This window comes from Lysobacter sp., assembly GCF_035655815.1.
Lineage (GTDB): Bacteria > Pseudomonadota > Gammaproteobacteria > Xanthomonadales > Xanthomonadaceae > Lysobacter_J.
Genome location: NZ_DASRTS010000070.1, coordinates 42,365 through 55,233, shown reverse-complemented (window position 1 = coordinate 55,233; position 12,869 = coordinate 42,365). Strand labels below are relative to the sequence as shown.

Sequence of the window (12,869 nt, the reverse complement as noted above, 5' to 3'; positions counted from 1 at the left end):
TACGCCTTGAACTCACCGCCGAAACGCTCGGCGCCCACCTTCGTCAGCGCTGCCGTCAGCGTGGTCTTGCCGTGGTCGACGTGACCGATCGTGCCCACGTTCACGTGCGGCTTGGTGCGCTCAAACTTACCCTTGGCCATGACAGTCGACTCTCGCTTTAGGACGGAATTGCTGGGGTGGATCACTACAGGATGGTGCTCACGACTGGAATCGAACCAGCGACCTCCTCCTTACCAAGGAGGTGCTCTACCGACTGAGCTACGTGAGCGGATTGTTCAAGCAGTTGTCTGTCGCGGCATCAATGGAGCGGGAGACGGGAATCGAACCCGCACCATCAGCTTGGAAGGCTGAGGTTCTACCATTGAACTACTCCCGCGCCGGACTGACCTGCTTGGGTACTGCACCGGTGGTTGGTAATGCCGCCGGTTTGTTGCTGCTGCCACCAGTCTCGCGACCGGGTTGGAACTGGTGGAGGGAGGTGGATTCGAACCACCGAAGGCGTAAGCCAGCAGATTTACAGTCTGCCCCCGTTGGCCGCTTGGGTATCCCTCCAAAAGAGCCCGCAATTTTGAGACCGGCCGCGAAGGTTGTCAACGCGGTTTGAACATCTATTTTCGCACCCGGGCACGATCCATGCAGTCCGGGCCCCGGACGGGGGGCTCCCGGCTCAGACGTTGAAGCGGAAATGCAGGACGTCGCCTTCCTGGACGCGGTATTCCTTGCCTTCCAGACGCAGGCGGCCGGCATCGCGGGCGCCGGATTCGCCCCGGTACTTGATGAAGTCGTCGTACGAGATGGTTTCGGCGCGGATGAAGCCCTTCTCGAAATCGCTGTGGATGACACCGGCGGCCTGGGGCGCCGTCGAGCCGGACTTCACGGTCCAGGCGCGCACTTCCTTCACGCCCGCAGTGAAGTAGGTCTGCAGGCCCAGCAGCTTGTAGGCCGCGCGGATCACCCGGTTCAGGCCGGGCTCGTCCAGCCCCAGGTCGGCCAGGAACGCGTCGCGGTCGGCGTCGTCGAGCTGGCTCAGCTCTTCCTCGATGGCCGCGCACACCGGCACCACCTCGGCACCCTCCGTCACCGCACGCGCGCGCACCGCGTCCAGGTGCGGATTGTTCTCGAAGCCGTCCTCGAGCACGTTGGCCACGTACATCACCGGCTTGAGCGTCAGCAGGAACAGGTCGCGCAGCAACAGCCGGTCGTCGTCCGACAGGCCCAGCGCGCGCGCGGGCTTGCCCGCGTCCAGGCCCTGGCGCACGCGCCCCAGCACCTCCACGCGCGCCTTGGCTTCCTTGTCGCCGGTCTTGGCCGAACGCTCCGCGCGTTGCAGCGCCTTCTCGACGGACTCCAGGTCGGCCAGCGCGAGTTCGGTGTCGATGGTATCGATGTCCGCGATCGGGTCGATGCGGTTGCTGACGTGGATGACGTCGTCGTTCTCGAAGCAACGCACGACGTGGGTGATCGCATCGACTTCGCGGATGTGCGCGAGGAACTTGTTGCCCAAGCCTTCACCGCTGGCTGCGCCGGCGACGAGGCCGGCGATGTCGACGAACTCCACGGCGGTGGGGATCACCTTCTGCGGCTTGACGATGTCCGACAGCGCATTGAGGCGCGGGTCCGGCACCGGCACGACGCCGACGTTCGGCTCGATCGTGCAGAAGGGGAAATTGGCCGCAGCGATGCCGGCCTTGGTCAGGGCGTTGAAAAGGGTCGATTTGCCGACGTTCGGCAGACCGACGATGCCGCATTTGATGCCCATAGGAATACTCCCGGGATTCGAGATTCGGGATTCGCGATTCACAGGCGCCGCCTGGCGAATCGGGAATCCCCAATCCCTAACCCTTGCTGGTGTGAAGCCGCTTCATGGCTTCGTTGAAGTCGCCTTCGACCGCTAGCGGCAGTACGTCGTTGGCATCTTCGAGGGATCGCAGGATGGACGCTTCGTCGTCCTGGCCGGGACGCCCCAGCACCCACGATGTGACGCGGTCCTTGTGGCCCGGATGGCCGATGCCGACGCGCAGACGGTGGTATTTGCCGTGGCCGAGCAAACGCGTGATGTCGCGCAGCCCGTTCTGCCCACCATGCCCGCCATCGAACTTGAGGCGCGCGGTGCCGGGCGGCAGGTCGAGTTCGTCGTGAACGACGAGCATTTCTTCCGGCTCGATCTTCCAGTAGCGCAGCGCCGCCGCCACCGACTTGCCCGACAGGTTCATGAAGGTGGCCGGCTTGAGCAGCCATACCGGCCGGCCGGCGATCTCGACCTTGCAGGTCTCGCCGAACAGCTTGGATTCAAGGCCGAAGCGGACGCCCTGGCTCAGCGCGAGGGCGTCAACAAACCAGAACCCGGCGTTGTGCCGGGTCCGGAGATGCTCGGCACCGGGATTACCCAGTCCGACGATGAGGCGCAAACCAGCCATCGTGCATTCACGCAGCGACCCGCCCGCGGATGCGGGCGGGTCGGCAGGACGCGATTACTTCTCGTCCTTCTTGGCGGCCTTGGTGGCCGGCACGTCCGCGGCCGGAGCCTCGGAGGTTTCCTCGGCTTCGACACGACCGTGCTTGGCGATCACGACGGCGACGTCGTGCTCCTTGCCCAGCTTCAGTTCCGGCAGCTCGACGCCCTTGGGCAGCTTGATGTCGGACAGGTGGACGATGTCGCCAACCTTCAGGCTCGACAGGTCGATCTCGATGAACTCCGGCAGGTCCTTCGGCAGGCAGCTGACGGTGACTTCGTTGAGCTCGTGGGTGATGACCACGTCGGCGGACTTGCCGGCCGGCGAGGTTTCCTGGCCGATGAAGTGCAGCGGCACGGATGCCTTCAGCGCGGCGTTGAGGTCAACGCGCTGGAAGTCCAGGTGCATGATCAGCTGCTTGAACGGATGGCGCTGGATGTCGCGCAGCAGCACGGCTTCGACCTTGCCGTCGATGTCGAGGTTGAGGATCGACGAGTAGAACCACTCGTTCTGGCTGGCCAGCCAGGTCTTCTCGTGCTCGAGCTGGATCGGCTGCGGCGCGGACTTGCCGCCGTACACGATGGCCGGGATGCTGGCGGCGCGACGAAGGCGGCGGCTCGCACCCTTCCCTTCGACGTTGCGGCCAGTGGCCTTGAGGGTATGTTCGGACATTTCGTTTACTCACTTTCACTGCGTTGGATCGCCTCGCGGCGATGGTGTGACTCTTCCGCGACCAGAAGAGCCCCTGTTCCCGGGAATCGGGAATCGGGAATGGAGAATCGTCAAGAGCGCAAACTACGTGCTTCTACGAATCCCTATTCCCAATTCCCCACTCCCGGCGTTCGATCAATCCACGTACAGCGAACTGACCGATTCGCCGAAGGCGACGCGGCGGATCGTTTCGGCCAGCAGCTCGGCGACGCTGAGCTGGCGGATCTTGCCGCAGGCCTTCGCCGCGTCGGACAACTTGATGGTGTCGGTGACCACCAGCTCGTCCAGCTGCGATTTGGTGACATTGTCCAGCGCCGCACCCGACAGCACCGGATGCGTGCAGTACGCGACCACCTTGGTCGCGCCCTGCGCCTTCAGCGCGTTCGCCGCGGCGCACAGGGTGCCGGCGGTGTCCACGATGTCGTCGACCAGCACGCAGGTCTTGCCCGCGACGTCGCCGATGATGTTCATCACCGTGGCGACGTTGGCGCGCGGGCGGCGCTTGTCGATGATCGCCAGGTCCGCGTCGTCGAGGCGCTTGGCGATCGCGCGCGCGCGCACCACGCCGCCGACGTCCGGCGAGACCACCACCATGTTGTCCGTGCCGTGTGCGCGCCAGATGTCGGCGAGCAGCAGCGGCGAGGCGTACACGTTGTCGACCGGAATGTCGAAGAAACCCTGGATCTGGTCGGCGTGCAGGTCGACCGTCAGCACGCGGTCCGTACCCACGGCCCCGAACATCTTCGCCGCAACCTTCGCCGTGATCGGCACGCGCGAGGAACGCGGGCGGCGATCCTGGCGGGCGTAGCCGAAGTACGGCACCACCGCGGTCACGTTGGCGGCCGAGGCGCGCTTGAGCGCGTCCACCAGCACCAGCAGTTCCATGAAGTTCTCCGCCGTCGGCGCGTTCGTCGGCTGGATGACGAACACTTCCTGGCGGCGGACGTTCTCCTCGATCTCGACCTGCACTTCGCCGTCGGAGAAGGTGCCCACCAGCGCCTTGCCCAGGCGGATGCCGAGCTCCTTGCACACCGCTTCGGCCAGCGGGCGGTTGGCGTTGCCGCTGAAAATCAGCAGGTTGCGGTCGTTCTGCATGGTGGTCGCCGGGTTCGGGAGTCAGGGATTCGGGATTGGAAACTCGACGGCCAGCAGAGTCTCCAATCCCGAATTCCCAATCCCGGATGAAGTTGGCAGGGGCGGTAGGATTCGAACCTACGGATGCCGGGATCAAAACCCGGTGCCTTGGGCCACTTGGCGACGCCCCTGGATGACTCCCTCAGGGAGCCGCTACAGCGTTCTTCGTCCAGTCCGCCAGTGCGCGGTGCAGCGGGGAGGCCTGCGCCCCTTCCGCCACCCAGGCCCGAAGGCCCGGAGGCAATGTCGCCAGCGCCGCTTCGGCCTGTCCGCGCGTGGCGAACTCGACGAAACACCCGCTGCCGGAACCGGTCAGTCGCGGCGATCCGACCTGCGACAGCGCCGCGAACACCGCCTCGACGGCTGGTTCGCGGGCGCGCAGTACCGGCTCGAACGCATTCCCGAGCGGTGCACCTGAAACGAAGTCCGACATTGTCGCGGGAGGGGCATCCCGCGTCAATTCAGGCGCACGGAACAAAGCCGCGGTCGGCGCGTGGACGCCAGGGTCGGCCAGGAGGTACCAGGCTGGCGGAAGGTCCACCGGGCGGAGCTGTTCGCCGACGCCTTCCGCCCAGGCGTTCGAGCCGCGGACGAACACGGGCACGTCGGCCCCCAAGCGCAGCGCAATGGCGGCGAGCTCCTCAACCTCCAGCCCGGCACCCCAGAGGGCGTTCAGGGCCACCAGCACGGTCGCAGCGTCCGAGGACCCTCCGCCAAAGCCGCCGCCGGCGGGAATGCTCTTGTCAATGATGATATCGGCGCCGGCCAAGACGTTTGCCGAAGATCGGAGCATGTTCGCCGCACGAACCGTCAGGTCGTCCGCTTCGTCGACGCCAGGCACGGACGGCCCATGACGGTGGATGGCACCATCCTGTCGCACCCGCAGGCGTATGGAATCCCCCCACTCCAGCAGCCTGAACACGGTCTGCAACAGGTGGTAGCCGTCGTCGCGGCGTCCCGTGATCCGCAGGAACAGGTTCAGCTTGGCCGGGGCGGGCCAGATCGACCAGCCGGCACCGGCCAGGGTTTCCGAACTCACGGGGCTGGGGCCAGCGACCACTGGTCCACGATCAGACGGACCTTCGCCTGCCCGCGGGTGGCGACCAGACGAGCAGGCAGCAGCGGCTGGCCGGTTTCCTGCCACTGCGTGTAGTCGATGATCCAGCCCGCCTGCTCCAGGCGCGCCGGACGCCCGCCTTCCCCGTAGAGGACACGGGCCTCGCCGAACTCGGCGGGAGCCGCGCCGACGCCGCGCACCCAGTCCGCCATCGCACGCACCGGGATCTCCCAGCCGGTGGTCTCGTGGAGCATGGCTTCGACGTTGTCACTCTGCCGCGGACCGCCCTCCACGCCTTCCAGACGCGCGCCCTCGGCGTCGCCGCTCAGTCGCCAGCTCTGCCGCGTGACCGGCGCGCTCAGCGACACCGTGTAGCGCTCGCCGGCCTGCTGCCAGTCGATGCGGCCGCTGCCGCCCTGGCTGCCATTGGAGACGGCGATGCGTCCGGACAGCGACCACTGCGTGAGTTGCGCACGCTCGCGATCGGCCGCCTCCGCCTGCGCCCGGTCGACCGGGACCGCAGGCGGACGCGCAGGCTGCGACACGCAGCCGGCAAGCGCGAGGGCCAGCGCCATGGGCGCGAGGAACGTGCGGATGCGGCTCATGCGCCGGTCTTCTCCAGCGCGCGCTTGAGCGAGCGGTTTTCGGGGTCGATCTTGCGGGCCTGCTCGAAGTACTTGCGCGCCTCGTCCTTGCGGCCCAGTTCCCACAGCACTTCGGCCAGGTGCGCGGCGATCTCGGCGTCCTTCTGCAGGGTCAGGGCACGGCGCAGTTCGACCAGCGCCTCTTCCTTGCGGCCCAGGCGGTAGAGCACCCAGCCGTAGCTGTCGATGATCGCGGCGTTGTCGGGCTCGGCGGTGCGCGCGCGCTCGATCAGCTGCAGCGCCTCTCGATAACGCGTGGTGCGGTCGGCCAGCGTGTAGCCCAGTGCGTTGAGCGCGGCGACGTTGTCGGGCTCGGTGACGAGGATCTTGCGCAGGTCGGCCTCGGCACGCGGGATGTCGTCACGGCGCTCCCAGCTCAGCGCGCGGGCGTAGAGGACTTCCGGGTCGTCGGGGAAAGCCGCCAGGCCGCGCGCGTAGGCGTCCATCTCGCCGCTTGCGTCCTTGTCCTTCTGCCGCAGCGAAGCCTCCAGCAGGTAGGCATCACGACGCGCCTCATCGTCGACCGACGCGTCGGCCTGCAGGTCGCGAAGCGACTTGTACGCTTCGTCGCCTCGCTCGAGTTCGTGCAGCACGTTGGCACTGCGCAGGCGCGCGGGCCAGCGTTGCGGACCGCCCGGCACGCCGCGGTACCACTCGAGCGCTTCGTCGAAGCGGTCGAGGAATTCGGCCATCTGACCCAGCAGCAGGCGCCGCTGCGGATCGGGCTCGCTCGCCCTGGTGCGAAGTTCCTCGTACAGGCGGGTCAGTGCCGCCTTGTCCTCGGCCTGCGCCAGCAGCGCGGCACGCATTGCATAGGTCTGATCATCCTGCGGGCCCTTGGCGACCACGGCTTCGGCGGCGTGGTAGTCGCCCAGGCGGTGGTATTCGTCGGCGATGGCGCGGCGCAGGTCGGCATCGTCGCCAGCCTGGGTCGCCAACGACGACAGCAATTCGCGCGCCTCGTCGGTCTTGCCGGACTCGCGCAACTGGTTGGCGCGTAGCAGGCCGACGCGGGCCTCGCCGGGGAACCGCTCCACCACCTCCTCGACGATGCGCTCGACGAGTGCGGGCTGTTCCAGCCCTTGCGCCAACCCGCCGAAGGCCAGCCAGGCCGGCAGCTTGTTGGGGATCTGGTCGTCGGAAATCAGGCGTTCCAGCAGGCGCGCAGCCTGTTTCGGATCGCGCGCGCCACCGCTGAGCACGCCCAGCGCCTGCCGCCAGCCGGAGTCGCCGGGCGACTTCAGCAGCTGGGACAGGTGCTTGCGCGCGGCGCGCTCGTCGCCACGACGGATCGCGAGCACGGCCTCGGCCGCGGACAGGTTGAGCCCTTCCCCGCCCTGCTTGCGCCACAGGTCCAGCGCCTGCGCGGCGCGCTTGTCGTCCTTGGCCAGTAGCGCGATGCGGGTGGCGCGTTCGGCCAGGGCGACGTCGTCGGCGTCGCGGGCAGCCTGCAGGTAGGCCTGCGCCGCGTCGTCCAGGCGGCCGGACTGCAGGGCGAACTCGCCAACCAGCAGCGATTCGAGCGACGCGCCGGTCGGATCGGGCGCAACCGCCGGCTCCTTCTCCGCGGCGAACGCCGGTGAAGCGAGGAGCATGGCGACGAGGATGGAACGGATCGTGCGCGAGGCAACGGGCATCGATGAAGCCTGCAGACAGCCGGGACGGGACGGGGCCGGTAGAATGTCGGCCTCCGGGTAGCCAGCAGCTTATCGCAAGCACCTGAACGGAAGAGTCGGGCGTCAAATGAGTTTGTTCGTACTGGGCATCAACCACCAGACCGCGCCGGTCAGCCTGCGCGAGCGGGTCGCGTTTTCCGGCGACACGGTTCCGGCTGCGCTGGGTGCCCTGAAGACGCTGCCGCAGGTGCACGAGGTGGCACTGCTGTCCACCTGCAACCGGACCGAGCTGTACGCCGTGGCCAACGACGACGGGCAGGCGCTGGCGGACTGGCTGGCAACGCACCCGGACGATGTCGGCGACCTGCACGCCTACCTGTACCGCCACCGCGACGCCGACGCCGTGCGCCACCTGTTCCGCGTGGCGACAGGACTGGATTCGCTGGTGCTGGGCGAGCCGCAGATCCTGGGCCAGGTGAAGGACGCCTGGGCGACCGCGCGCAGCGCGGGCACGCTCGGCAACCAGCTCGACCGCCTCTTCCAGCATGCCTTCACCACCGCCAAGCGCGCCCGCACCGACACCCGCATCGGCGCCAATCCGGTGTCGGTGGCATCGGCAGCTGTGCGCCTGGCGCAGGAGTCGTTCGCGCGCCTGGACGATTCGACCGTGCTGATGATCGGCGCGGGCGAAACCATCGAACTGGCCGCACGCCACCTGGTGCAGGCCAAGGCCAAGCGGCTGCTCATCGCCAACCGCACCCTCGCGCATGCGCAAGACCTCGCCAGCCGCCACGGCGGCTTCGCGCTGCCGCTGAGCGAACTGGACAAGCACTTGGGCGAGGCCGACGTGGTGATCTCCGCCACAGCCAGCCGCGACCCGATCCTGCATCGGCCGCAGCTCGCCGCGGCGCTGGCCACGCGCAAGCATCGGCCGATGCTGCTGCTCGATATGGCCGTGCCGCGCGACATCGCGCCGGACGTGGCCGAGCTGAAGGACGTCTTCCTGTACACGGTGGACGATCTGGAGCGCGCCATCGAGGACAACCGCCGCAGCCGCCGCGAAGCGGCCATCGAGGCTGAGGCCATTGTCGAGCTGCAGGTCGCGCGTTTCACCGAAACGCTGGCCGCCAGCACGCGCACCGAGCCGCTCAAGCGTCTGCGCGCCCACGGGGAGGCCGCGCGCGCCGACGTGCTGGCGAAGGCACAGCAGCAACTGGCTGCCGGGCAGGACCCGCAGGAAGTCCTGAACTTCCTGGCGCACACGCTCACCAACCGCCTTTTGCACGCGCCGACCATCGCGCTGCGCGAGGCCGCACTGACCGGCAACGGCGACCTGGCTCGCGCCGCCGAAAAGCTGTTCCCCGTCAGCGAGGAACGAGTGGAGAGGAACGAGGAACGGGAGAATTAGCTCGCAGCGGGCTTTTTACTCGTTTCCCAATCCTCTCCACTCGCTCCTGGCCCCATGACCCCAACGCTGCGCCGCAAGCTCGAAGCCCTCGCCGAACGGCGCGAAGAACTCGAACGACTGCTCTCCGATGCCGGCGTCATCGCCGATGCCGACCGCTTTCGCCGGTTCTCGCGCGAGTTCGCGCAGCTCGAACCCGTCGCCACTGCGCTGAAGGCGGAAACACAGGCGCGCCAGGACCTGGCTGCCGCCGAGGCGATGCGTGCCGATCCGGAACTGGCCGAACTGGCCGAGGAGGAGATCGCCACCGCACAGCACCGCCTCGAACAGCTCGACGCGGAGCTGCTCGCGCATCTGATTCCGAAGGATCCGCGCGACGAAGGCGACCTGTACCTGGAAGTGCGCGCCGGTACCGGCGGCGACGAGGCGGCGATTTTCGCCGGCGACCTGTTCCGCATGTATGCGCGCTACGCCGAACGGCAGGGCTGGAAGGTCGAAATCGAATCCAGCAGCCCGGGCGAACACGGCGGCTTCAAGGAAGTCATCGCGCGCGTGGAAGGCCGCGGTGCGTATTCGCGGCTCAAGTTCGAATCCGGCACGCACCGCGTGCAGCGCGTGCCCGAGACCGAATCGCAGGGGCGCATCCACACCTCGGCCGCGACGGTGGCGATCATCCCGGTGGAAGCCGAGGGCGAGCCGATCGAGATCAATCCCGCCGACCTGAAGACCGACACCTTCCGCTCCAGCGGCGCGGGCGGCCAGCACGTCAACAAGACCGAGTCGGCGATCCGCATCACCCACGTGCCCAGCGGCATCGTGGTCGAAAGCCAGACCGAGCGCAGCCAGCACGCCAACCGCGACAAGGCGATGAAGCGGCTGGCGGCGATGCTGTCCGAAGCCCAGGCCGCGAAGGCCGCCGCGGCGCAGGCCGCCACGCGCAAGCTGCAGGTGGGTAGCGGCGACCGCAGCCAGCGCATCCGCACCTACAACTTCCCGCAGGGCCGCATCACCGATCATCGCGTTGAAGGCCTGACCCTGTACGACCTGCCCAACGTCATCGAAGGCGGGCTGGACGAACTGGTCGGCCGGCTGCAGCACGAGCACCAGGCCGACGAACTCGCACGGCTGACGCAGGAAGGCTGAGCGGCCAGACAGCGCGACTTGAACCGTCATCCCCGCGTCGGCGGGATCCAACGTTCCGGCGACGCTGCCTTGCCGAAACATGCCGACTCTGCCGCCTGGATTCCCCGCCTTCGCGGGAATGACAGCAAATCAGCGGGCTCACTAGAATCGACGTCACCCCCGAGCCCGGACGTTCCCGATGCCCCTTGCGATCCAGCGCGTCACCGCCGCCGAGCTCGACGCCGTTGTCCCGCTGTTCGATGCGTACCGGCAGTTCTATTCGCAGCCATCCGACCTGCCGCGCGCACGCGCGTTCCTGCAGGAGCGGCTGCAGCGCGGCGAGTCGGTGATCTTCCTTGCCATGCGCGACGGCGAAGCGGTGGGCTTCACCCAGCTCTATCCGATGTTCTCGTCCGTGCGCACCGCACGGATGTACATCCTCAACGACCTGTACGTGGCCGCGCATGCGCGCCGCGGCGGCGTGGCGCGCGCACTGCTGGACGCAGCCGAGGCGTTCGCGCGCGACGATGGTGCGGCCGGCATCGTGCTGGAGACCACGCGCGACAACGACACCGCACGCGCCGTGTATCGCGACGCCGGCTGGCACGAGGATCAGACGCAGTGGTACAGCCGTTCGTTTCCGCCGGCGGACGAGGCGCTGTTCTCCTACGGCACGCTGCAGGACGAAGCCGTGCAGCGCCGGTTGTTCGATCGCCGGCTCGACGGCTCGGCGGACGCACTGGTCGGTTTCCGCATGGACTGGCTGGAAGAACGCGACCCCGACGCGGTGGCGACCAGCGGCGTGGTGAAGCACCCGGTCGTCCATGAAACGGGGTCCGATGGCGATCGCGTCCCCGGCCAGTTGCTGCGCATCACGCAGGCGGAGCTGCAGCGCGCCGACGAGTACGAACAGGGCGACTACCGCCGCGTGCGGGTGACGCTCGCGTCCGGCCGCAGCGCGTGGCTGTACGTGGCGGCGCAGTGAGCGCACTGGGCGCACGCGATCAGGCCCGCATGGCGGTGCAGCGCGCGCCGCACGATGCGATCGCGTGGATCCTGCTGTCCGAGGCCGAACTGGATGCAGGCGATGCGCGCGCTGGTGAAGCCGCCGCACAGCGCGCGCTAGGTCTGCGACCCGGGCATCCCGAAGCGCTGGCACGCCTGGGACGCGCGCAGTGGATGCAGGGGCGCCGCGAAGACGCCGTCGCGAGCCTGCGGGCAGCCGCGGAGAATGCGCCCGGGCACGCCGGCATCGCGGTGTGGCTGGGACATGCGCTGGAAGACGTGGGCGAAGCGGAAGCGGCCGCCGACGCGTATTCGCGTGCCCACGCACTGGCTCCGGCGGAACCGCAGATCGCCGCCTACCTGCTCGCGTGGCGGCGCAAGCTGTGCGACTGGCGCGAACTTGATGTGCTGGCGACGCAGGTGCGCGCGGCCGTGCGCAACGCGACCGCATCGGTCGAGCCCTTCGCATTCCTGAGCGAGGACGCGACCGCGGCGGAACAGCTGCAATGCGCTCGCCTGCGTGCGTCGATGGTCGCGCGCGGAGTGCGTCCGCTCCCGCCCGCACCGGCCGCGTCCCGCGAGCGACTGCGTGTCGGCTTCCTGTCCAACGGCTTCGGGGCCCATCCGACCGGTCTGCTCACGGTTGCGATGTTCGAGCAATTGCGCCGGCTGGATCCTTTCGACATCCACCTCTTCGCGTTGAACCGCGACGATGGCAGTCCGATCCGCGGCCGACTCCGCGAAGCTGCGGACGTGCTGCACGACGTGGCCCAGCAGCCGCATGTGCACGTGGCGCAGCGTATTCGCGACGCCGGCATCGACGTGCTGTTCGACCTGCGCGGCTGGGGCGGTGGGGGCGCGCCGGAAGTGCTGGCGATGCGGCCGGCGCGCGTGCAGGTCAACTGGCTGGCGTACCCCGGCACGTCGGGCGCGCCGTGGATCGACAACGTGCTCGCCGACGGATTCGTGTTGCCCGCGTCGATGGAGCACGCCTTCAGCGAGAGCGTGGTGCGCCTGCCCCGCTGCTTCCAGCCGTCTGACGTGCAGCGCGAACTGCTGCCGCCGCCTTCGCGCGCGGAGTGCGGACTGCCCGAAGACGGCGTCGTGTTCTGCTGCTTCAACAACAGCTACAAGCTCAACCCGCGCAGCATGGCACGCGCGCTCGCGGTGTTGCGCCAGGTACCCGGCAGCGTGCTGTGGCTGCTCTCCGGCCCCGGACAAGCCGACGCGCGGCTGCGCGATGCCGCACGCGTACACGACGTGGACCCGTCGCGGCTGGTGTTCATGGCCAAGCAGCCGCATGCGTTGTACATGGCGCGCCTGCAGCATGCGGACCTGTTCCTCGACACCGAACCGTACAACGCGCACACCACAGCTTCCGATGCCCTGTGGGCAGGTTGCCCGGTACTCACGCGACCTGGCGATACCTTCGCCGCACGCGTCGCGGGCAGCATCAACCATCACCTGGGCATGGACGCGATGAACGTGGACAGCGATGAGGCGTTCATCGCCCGCGCCGTCGCGTTGGCAACGACGCCCGGCGCGCTGGCGCAACTGAAGCGCGAACTCGCGGAACACCGCCGCAGGGCCGGCCTGTTCGACATGGGCGGTTTCGCGCGGGATTTCAGCAGCGCCGTGGAGCACATGGCTCGCGGCGACGTGGCGCGCCTTGACCCTGCCGCCGGGTGAGTCCAACCATTTACGAATAACCCACTGCCGGCA

At 68.2% G+C, this 12,869-nt stretch carries 12 protein-coding genes and 4 tRNA genes; 4 read left to right on the top strand and 12 right to left on the bottom strand.

What is annotated here, in order from left to right; translation table 11 throughout:
- The 12 genes from VFE83_RS18260 to VFE83_RS18205 form a co-directional block, all read right to left on the bottom strand.
- Nucleotides 1-140: GTP-binding protein (locus VFE83_RS18260; protein ID WP_239536270.1), on the bottom strand; the 140-nt coding region annotated here is incomplete at its 3' end.
- 52 nt (nt 141-192) lie between these two features.
- Nucleotides 193-268, bottom strand: a tRNA-Thr gene (locus VFE83_RS18255).
- A 34-nt stretch (nt 269-302) separates the two neighbouring features.
- Nucleotides 303-376, bottom strand: a tRNA-Gly gene (locus tag VFE83_RS18250).
- A 90-nt stretch (nt 377-466) separates the two neighbouring features.
- Nucleotides 467-552: transfer RNA gene (locus VFE83_RS18245), tRNA-Tyr, on the bottom strand.
- A gap of 115 nt (nt 553-667) precedes the next feature.
- Nucleotides 668-1,759: a redox-regulated ATPase YchF gene (gene ychF / locus VFE83_RS18240; protein WP_324908797.1), complete on the bottom strand. Its 1,092-nt coding sequence runs from the start codon at nt 1,757-1,759 to the stop codon at nt 668-670.
- A gap of 76 nt (nt 1,760-1,835) precedes the next feature.
- Nucleotides 1,836-2,417: an aminoacyl-tRNA hydrolase gene (gene pth, locus VFE83_RS18235; protein WP_324908795.1), complete on the bottom strand. Its 582-nt coding sequence runs from the start codon at nt 2,415-2,417 to the stop codon at nt 1,836-1,838.
- 54 nt (nt 2,418-2,471) lie between these two features.
- Complete coding sequence (locus VFE83_RS18230) at nt 2,472-3,125, bottom strand: 50S ribosomal protein L25/general stress protein Ctc (protein ID WP_324908793.1); 654 nt, start codon at nt 3,123-3,125, stop codon at nt 2,472-2,474.
- A 174-nt stretch (nt 3,126-3,299) separates the two neighbouring features.
- Nucleotides 3,300-4,259 carry a ribose-phosphate diphosphokinase gene (locus tag VFE83_RS18225; RefSeq protein WP_324908791.1) on the bottom strand — a complete coding sequence of 320 codons (960 nt, stop codon included), beginning with the start codon at nt 4,257-4,259 and terminating at the stop codon, nt 3,300-3,302.
- A 93-nt stretch (nt 4,260-4,352) separates the two neighbouring features.
- Nucleotides 4,353-4,429: transfer RNA gene (locus VFE83_RS18220), tRNA-Gln, on the bottom strand.
- An 11-nt stretch (nt 4,430-4,440) separates the two neighbouring features.
- Nucleotides 4,441-5,337 carry a 4-(cytidine 5'-diphospho)-2-C-methyl-D-erythritol kinase gene (gene ispE, locus VFE83_RS18215; RefSeq protein ID WP_324908789.1) on the bottom strand — a complete coding sequence of 299 codons (897 nt, stop codon included), beginning with the start codon at nt 5,335-5,337 and terminating at the stop codon, nt 4,441-4,443.
- Nucleotides 5,334-5,960, bottom strand: coding sequence for a lipoprotein insertase outer membrane protein LolB (gene lolB / locus VFE83_RS18210; protein WP_324908787.1), 627 nt, complete (start codon nt 5,958-5,960; stop codon nt 5,334-5,336). Before lolB ends, ispE begins: the two co-directional genes overlap by 4 nt.
- On the bottom strand, nt 5,957-7,636 hold the full coding sequence (locus VFE83_RS18205) for a tetratricopeptide repeat protein (RefSeq protein ID WP_324908785.1): 1,680 nt from the start codon (nt 7,634-7,636) through the stop codon (nt 5,957-5,959). Before VFE83_RS18205 ends, lolB begins: the two co-directional genes overlap by 4 nt.
- Before the next feature lie 106 nt (nt 7,637-7,742).
- Here VFE83_RS18205 and hemA point away from each other — a divergent pair, with 106 nt between their 5' ends.
- The 4 genes from hemA (at nt 7,743) to VFE83_RS18185 (ending at nt 12,836) form a co-directional block, all read left to right on the top strand.
- A complete protein-coding gene (gene hemA, locus VFE83_RS18200) occupies nt 7,743-9,023 on the top strand; it encodes a glutamyl-tRNA reductase (protein WP_324908783.1) in 1,281 nt (426 codons plus the stop codon).
- Between the two features lie 54 nt (nt 9,024-9,077).
- Entirely contained in the window at nt 9,078-10,163 is a 1,086-nt protein-coding gene (gene prfA / locus VFE83_RS18195; RefSeq protein ID WP_324908781.1) for a peptide chain release factor 1, read from the top strand.
- A gap of 178 nt (nt 10,164-10,341) precedes the next feature.
- The gene (locus tag VFE83_RS18190; RefSeq protein WP_324908779.1) at nt 10,342-11,127 is read left to right on the top strand and encodes a GNAT family N-acetyltransferase; all 786 of its coding nucleotides are present in this window, start codon (nt 10,342-10,344) and stop codon (nt 11,125-11,127) included.
- Entirely contained in the window at nt 11,124-12,836 is a 1,713-nt protein-coding gene (locus tag VFE83_RS18185) for a tetratricopeptide repeat protein (RefSeq protein WP_414674784.1), read from the top strand. Before VFE83_RS18190 ends, VFE83_RS18185 begins: the two co-directional genes overlap by 4 nt.
- Nucleotides 12,837-12,869: the final 33 nt, after the last annotated feature.

Coding starts and splice junctions, on each gene's coding strand:
- VFE83_RS18190 (WP_324908779.1), top strand. CDS start 10,342: ATGCCCCTTGCGATCCAGCGCGTCACCGCCGCCGAGCTCGACGCCGTT.
- VFE83_RS18230 (WP_324908793.1), bottom strand. CDS start 3,125: ATGTCCGAACATACCCTCAAGGCCACTGGCCGCAACGTCGAAGGGAAG.
- hemA (WP_324908783.1), top strand. CDS start 7,743: ATGAGTTTGTTCGTACTGGGCATCAACCACCAGACCGCGCCGGTCAGC.
- lolB (WP_324908787.1), bottom strand. CDS start 5,960: ATGAGCCGCATCCGCACGTTCCTCGCGCCCATGGCGCTGGCCCTCGCG.
- pth (WP_324908795.1), bottom strand. CDS start 2,417: ATGGCTGGTTTGCGCCTCATCGTCGGACTGGGTAATCCCGGTGCCGAG.
- ychF (WP_324908797.1), bottom strand. CDS start 1,759: ATGGGCATCAAATGCGGCATCGTCGGTCTGCCGAACGTCGGCAAATCG.
- VFE83_RS18205 (WP_324908785.1), bottom strand. CDS start 7,636: ATGCCCGTTGCCTCGCGCACGATCCGTTCCATCCTCGTCGCCATGCTC.
- VFE83_RS18225 (WP_324908791.1), bottom strand. CDS start 4,259: ATGCAGAACGACCGCAACCTGCTGATTTTCAGCGGCAACGCCAACCGC.
- prfA (WP_324908781.1), top strand. CDS start 9,078: ATGACCCCAACGCTGCGCCGCAAGCTCGAAGCCCTCGCCGAACGGCGC.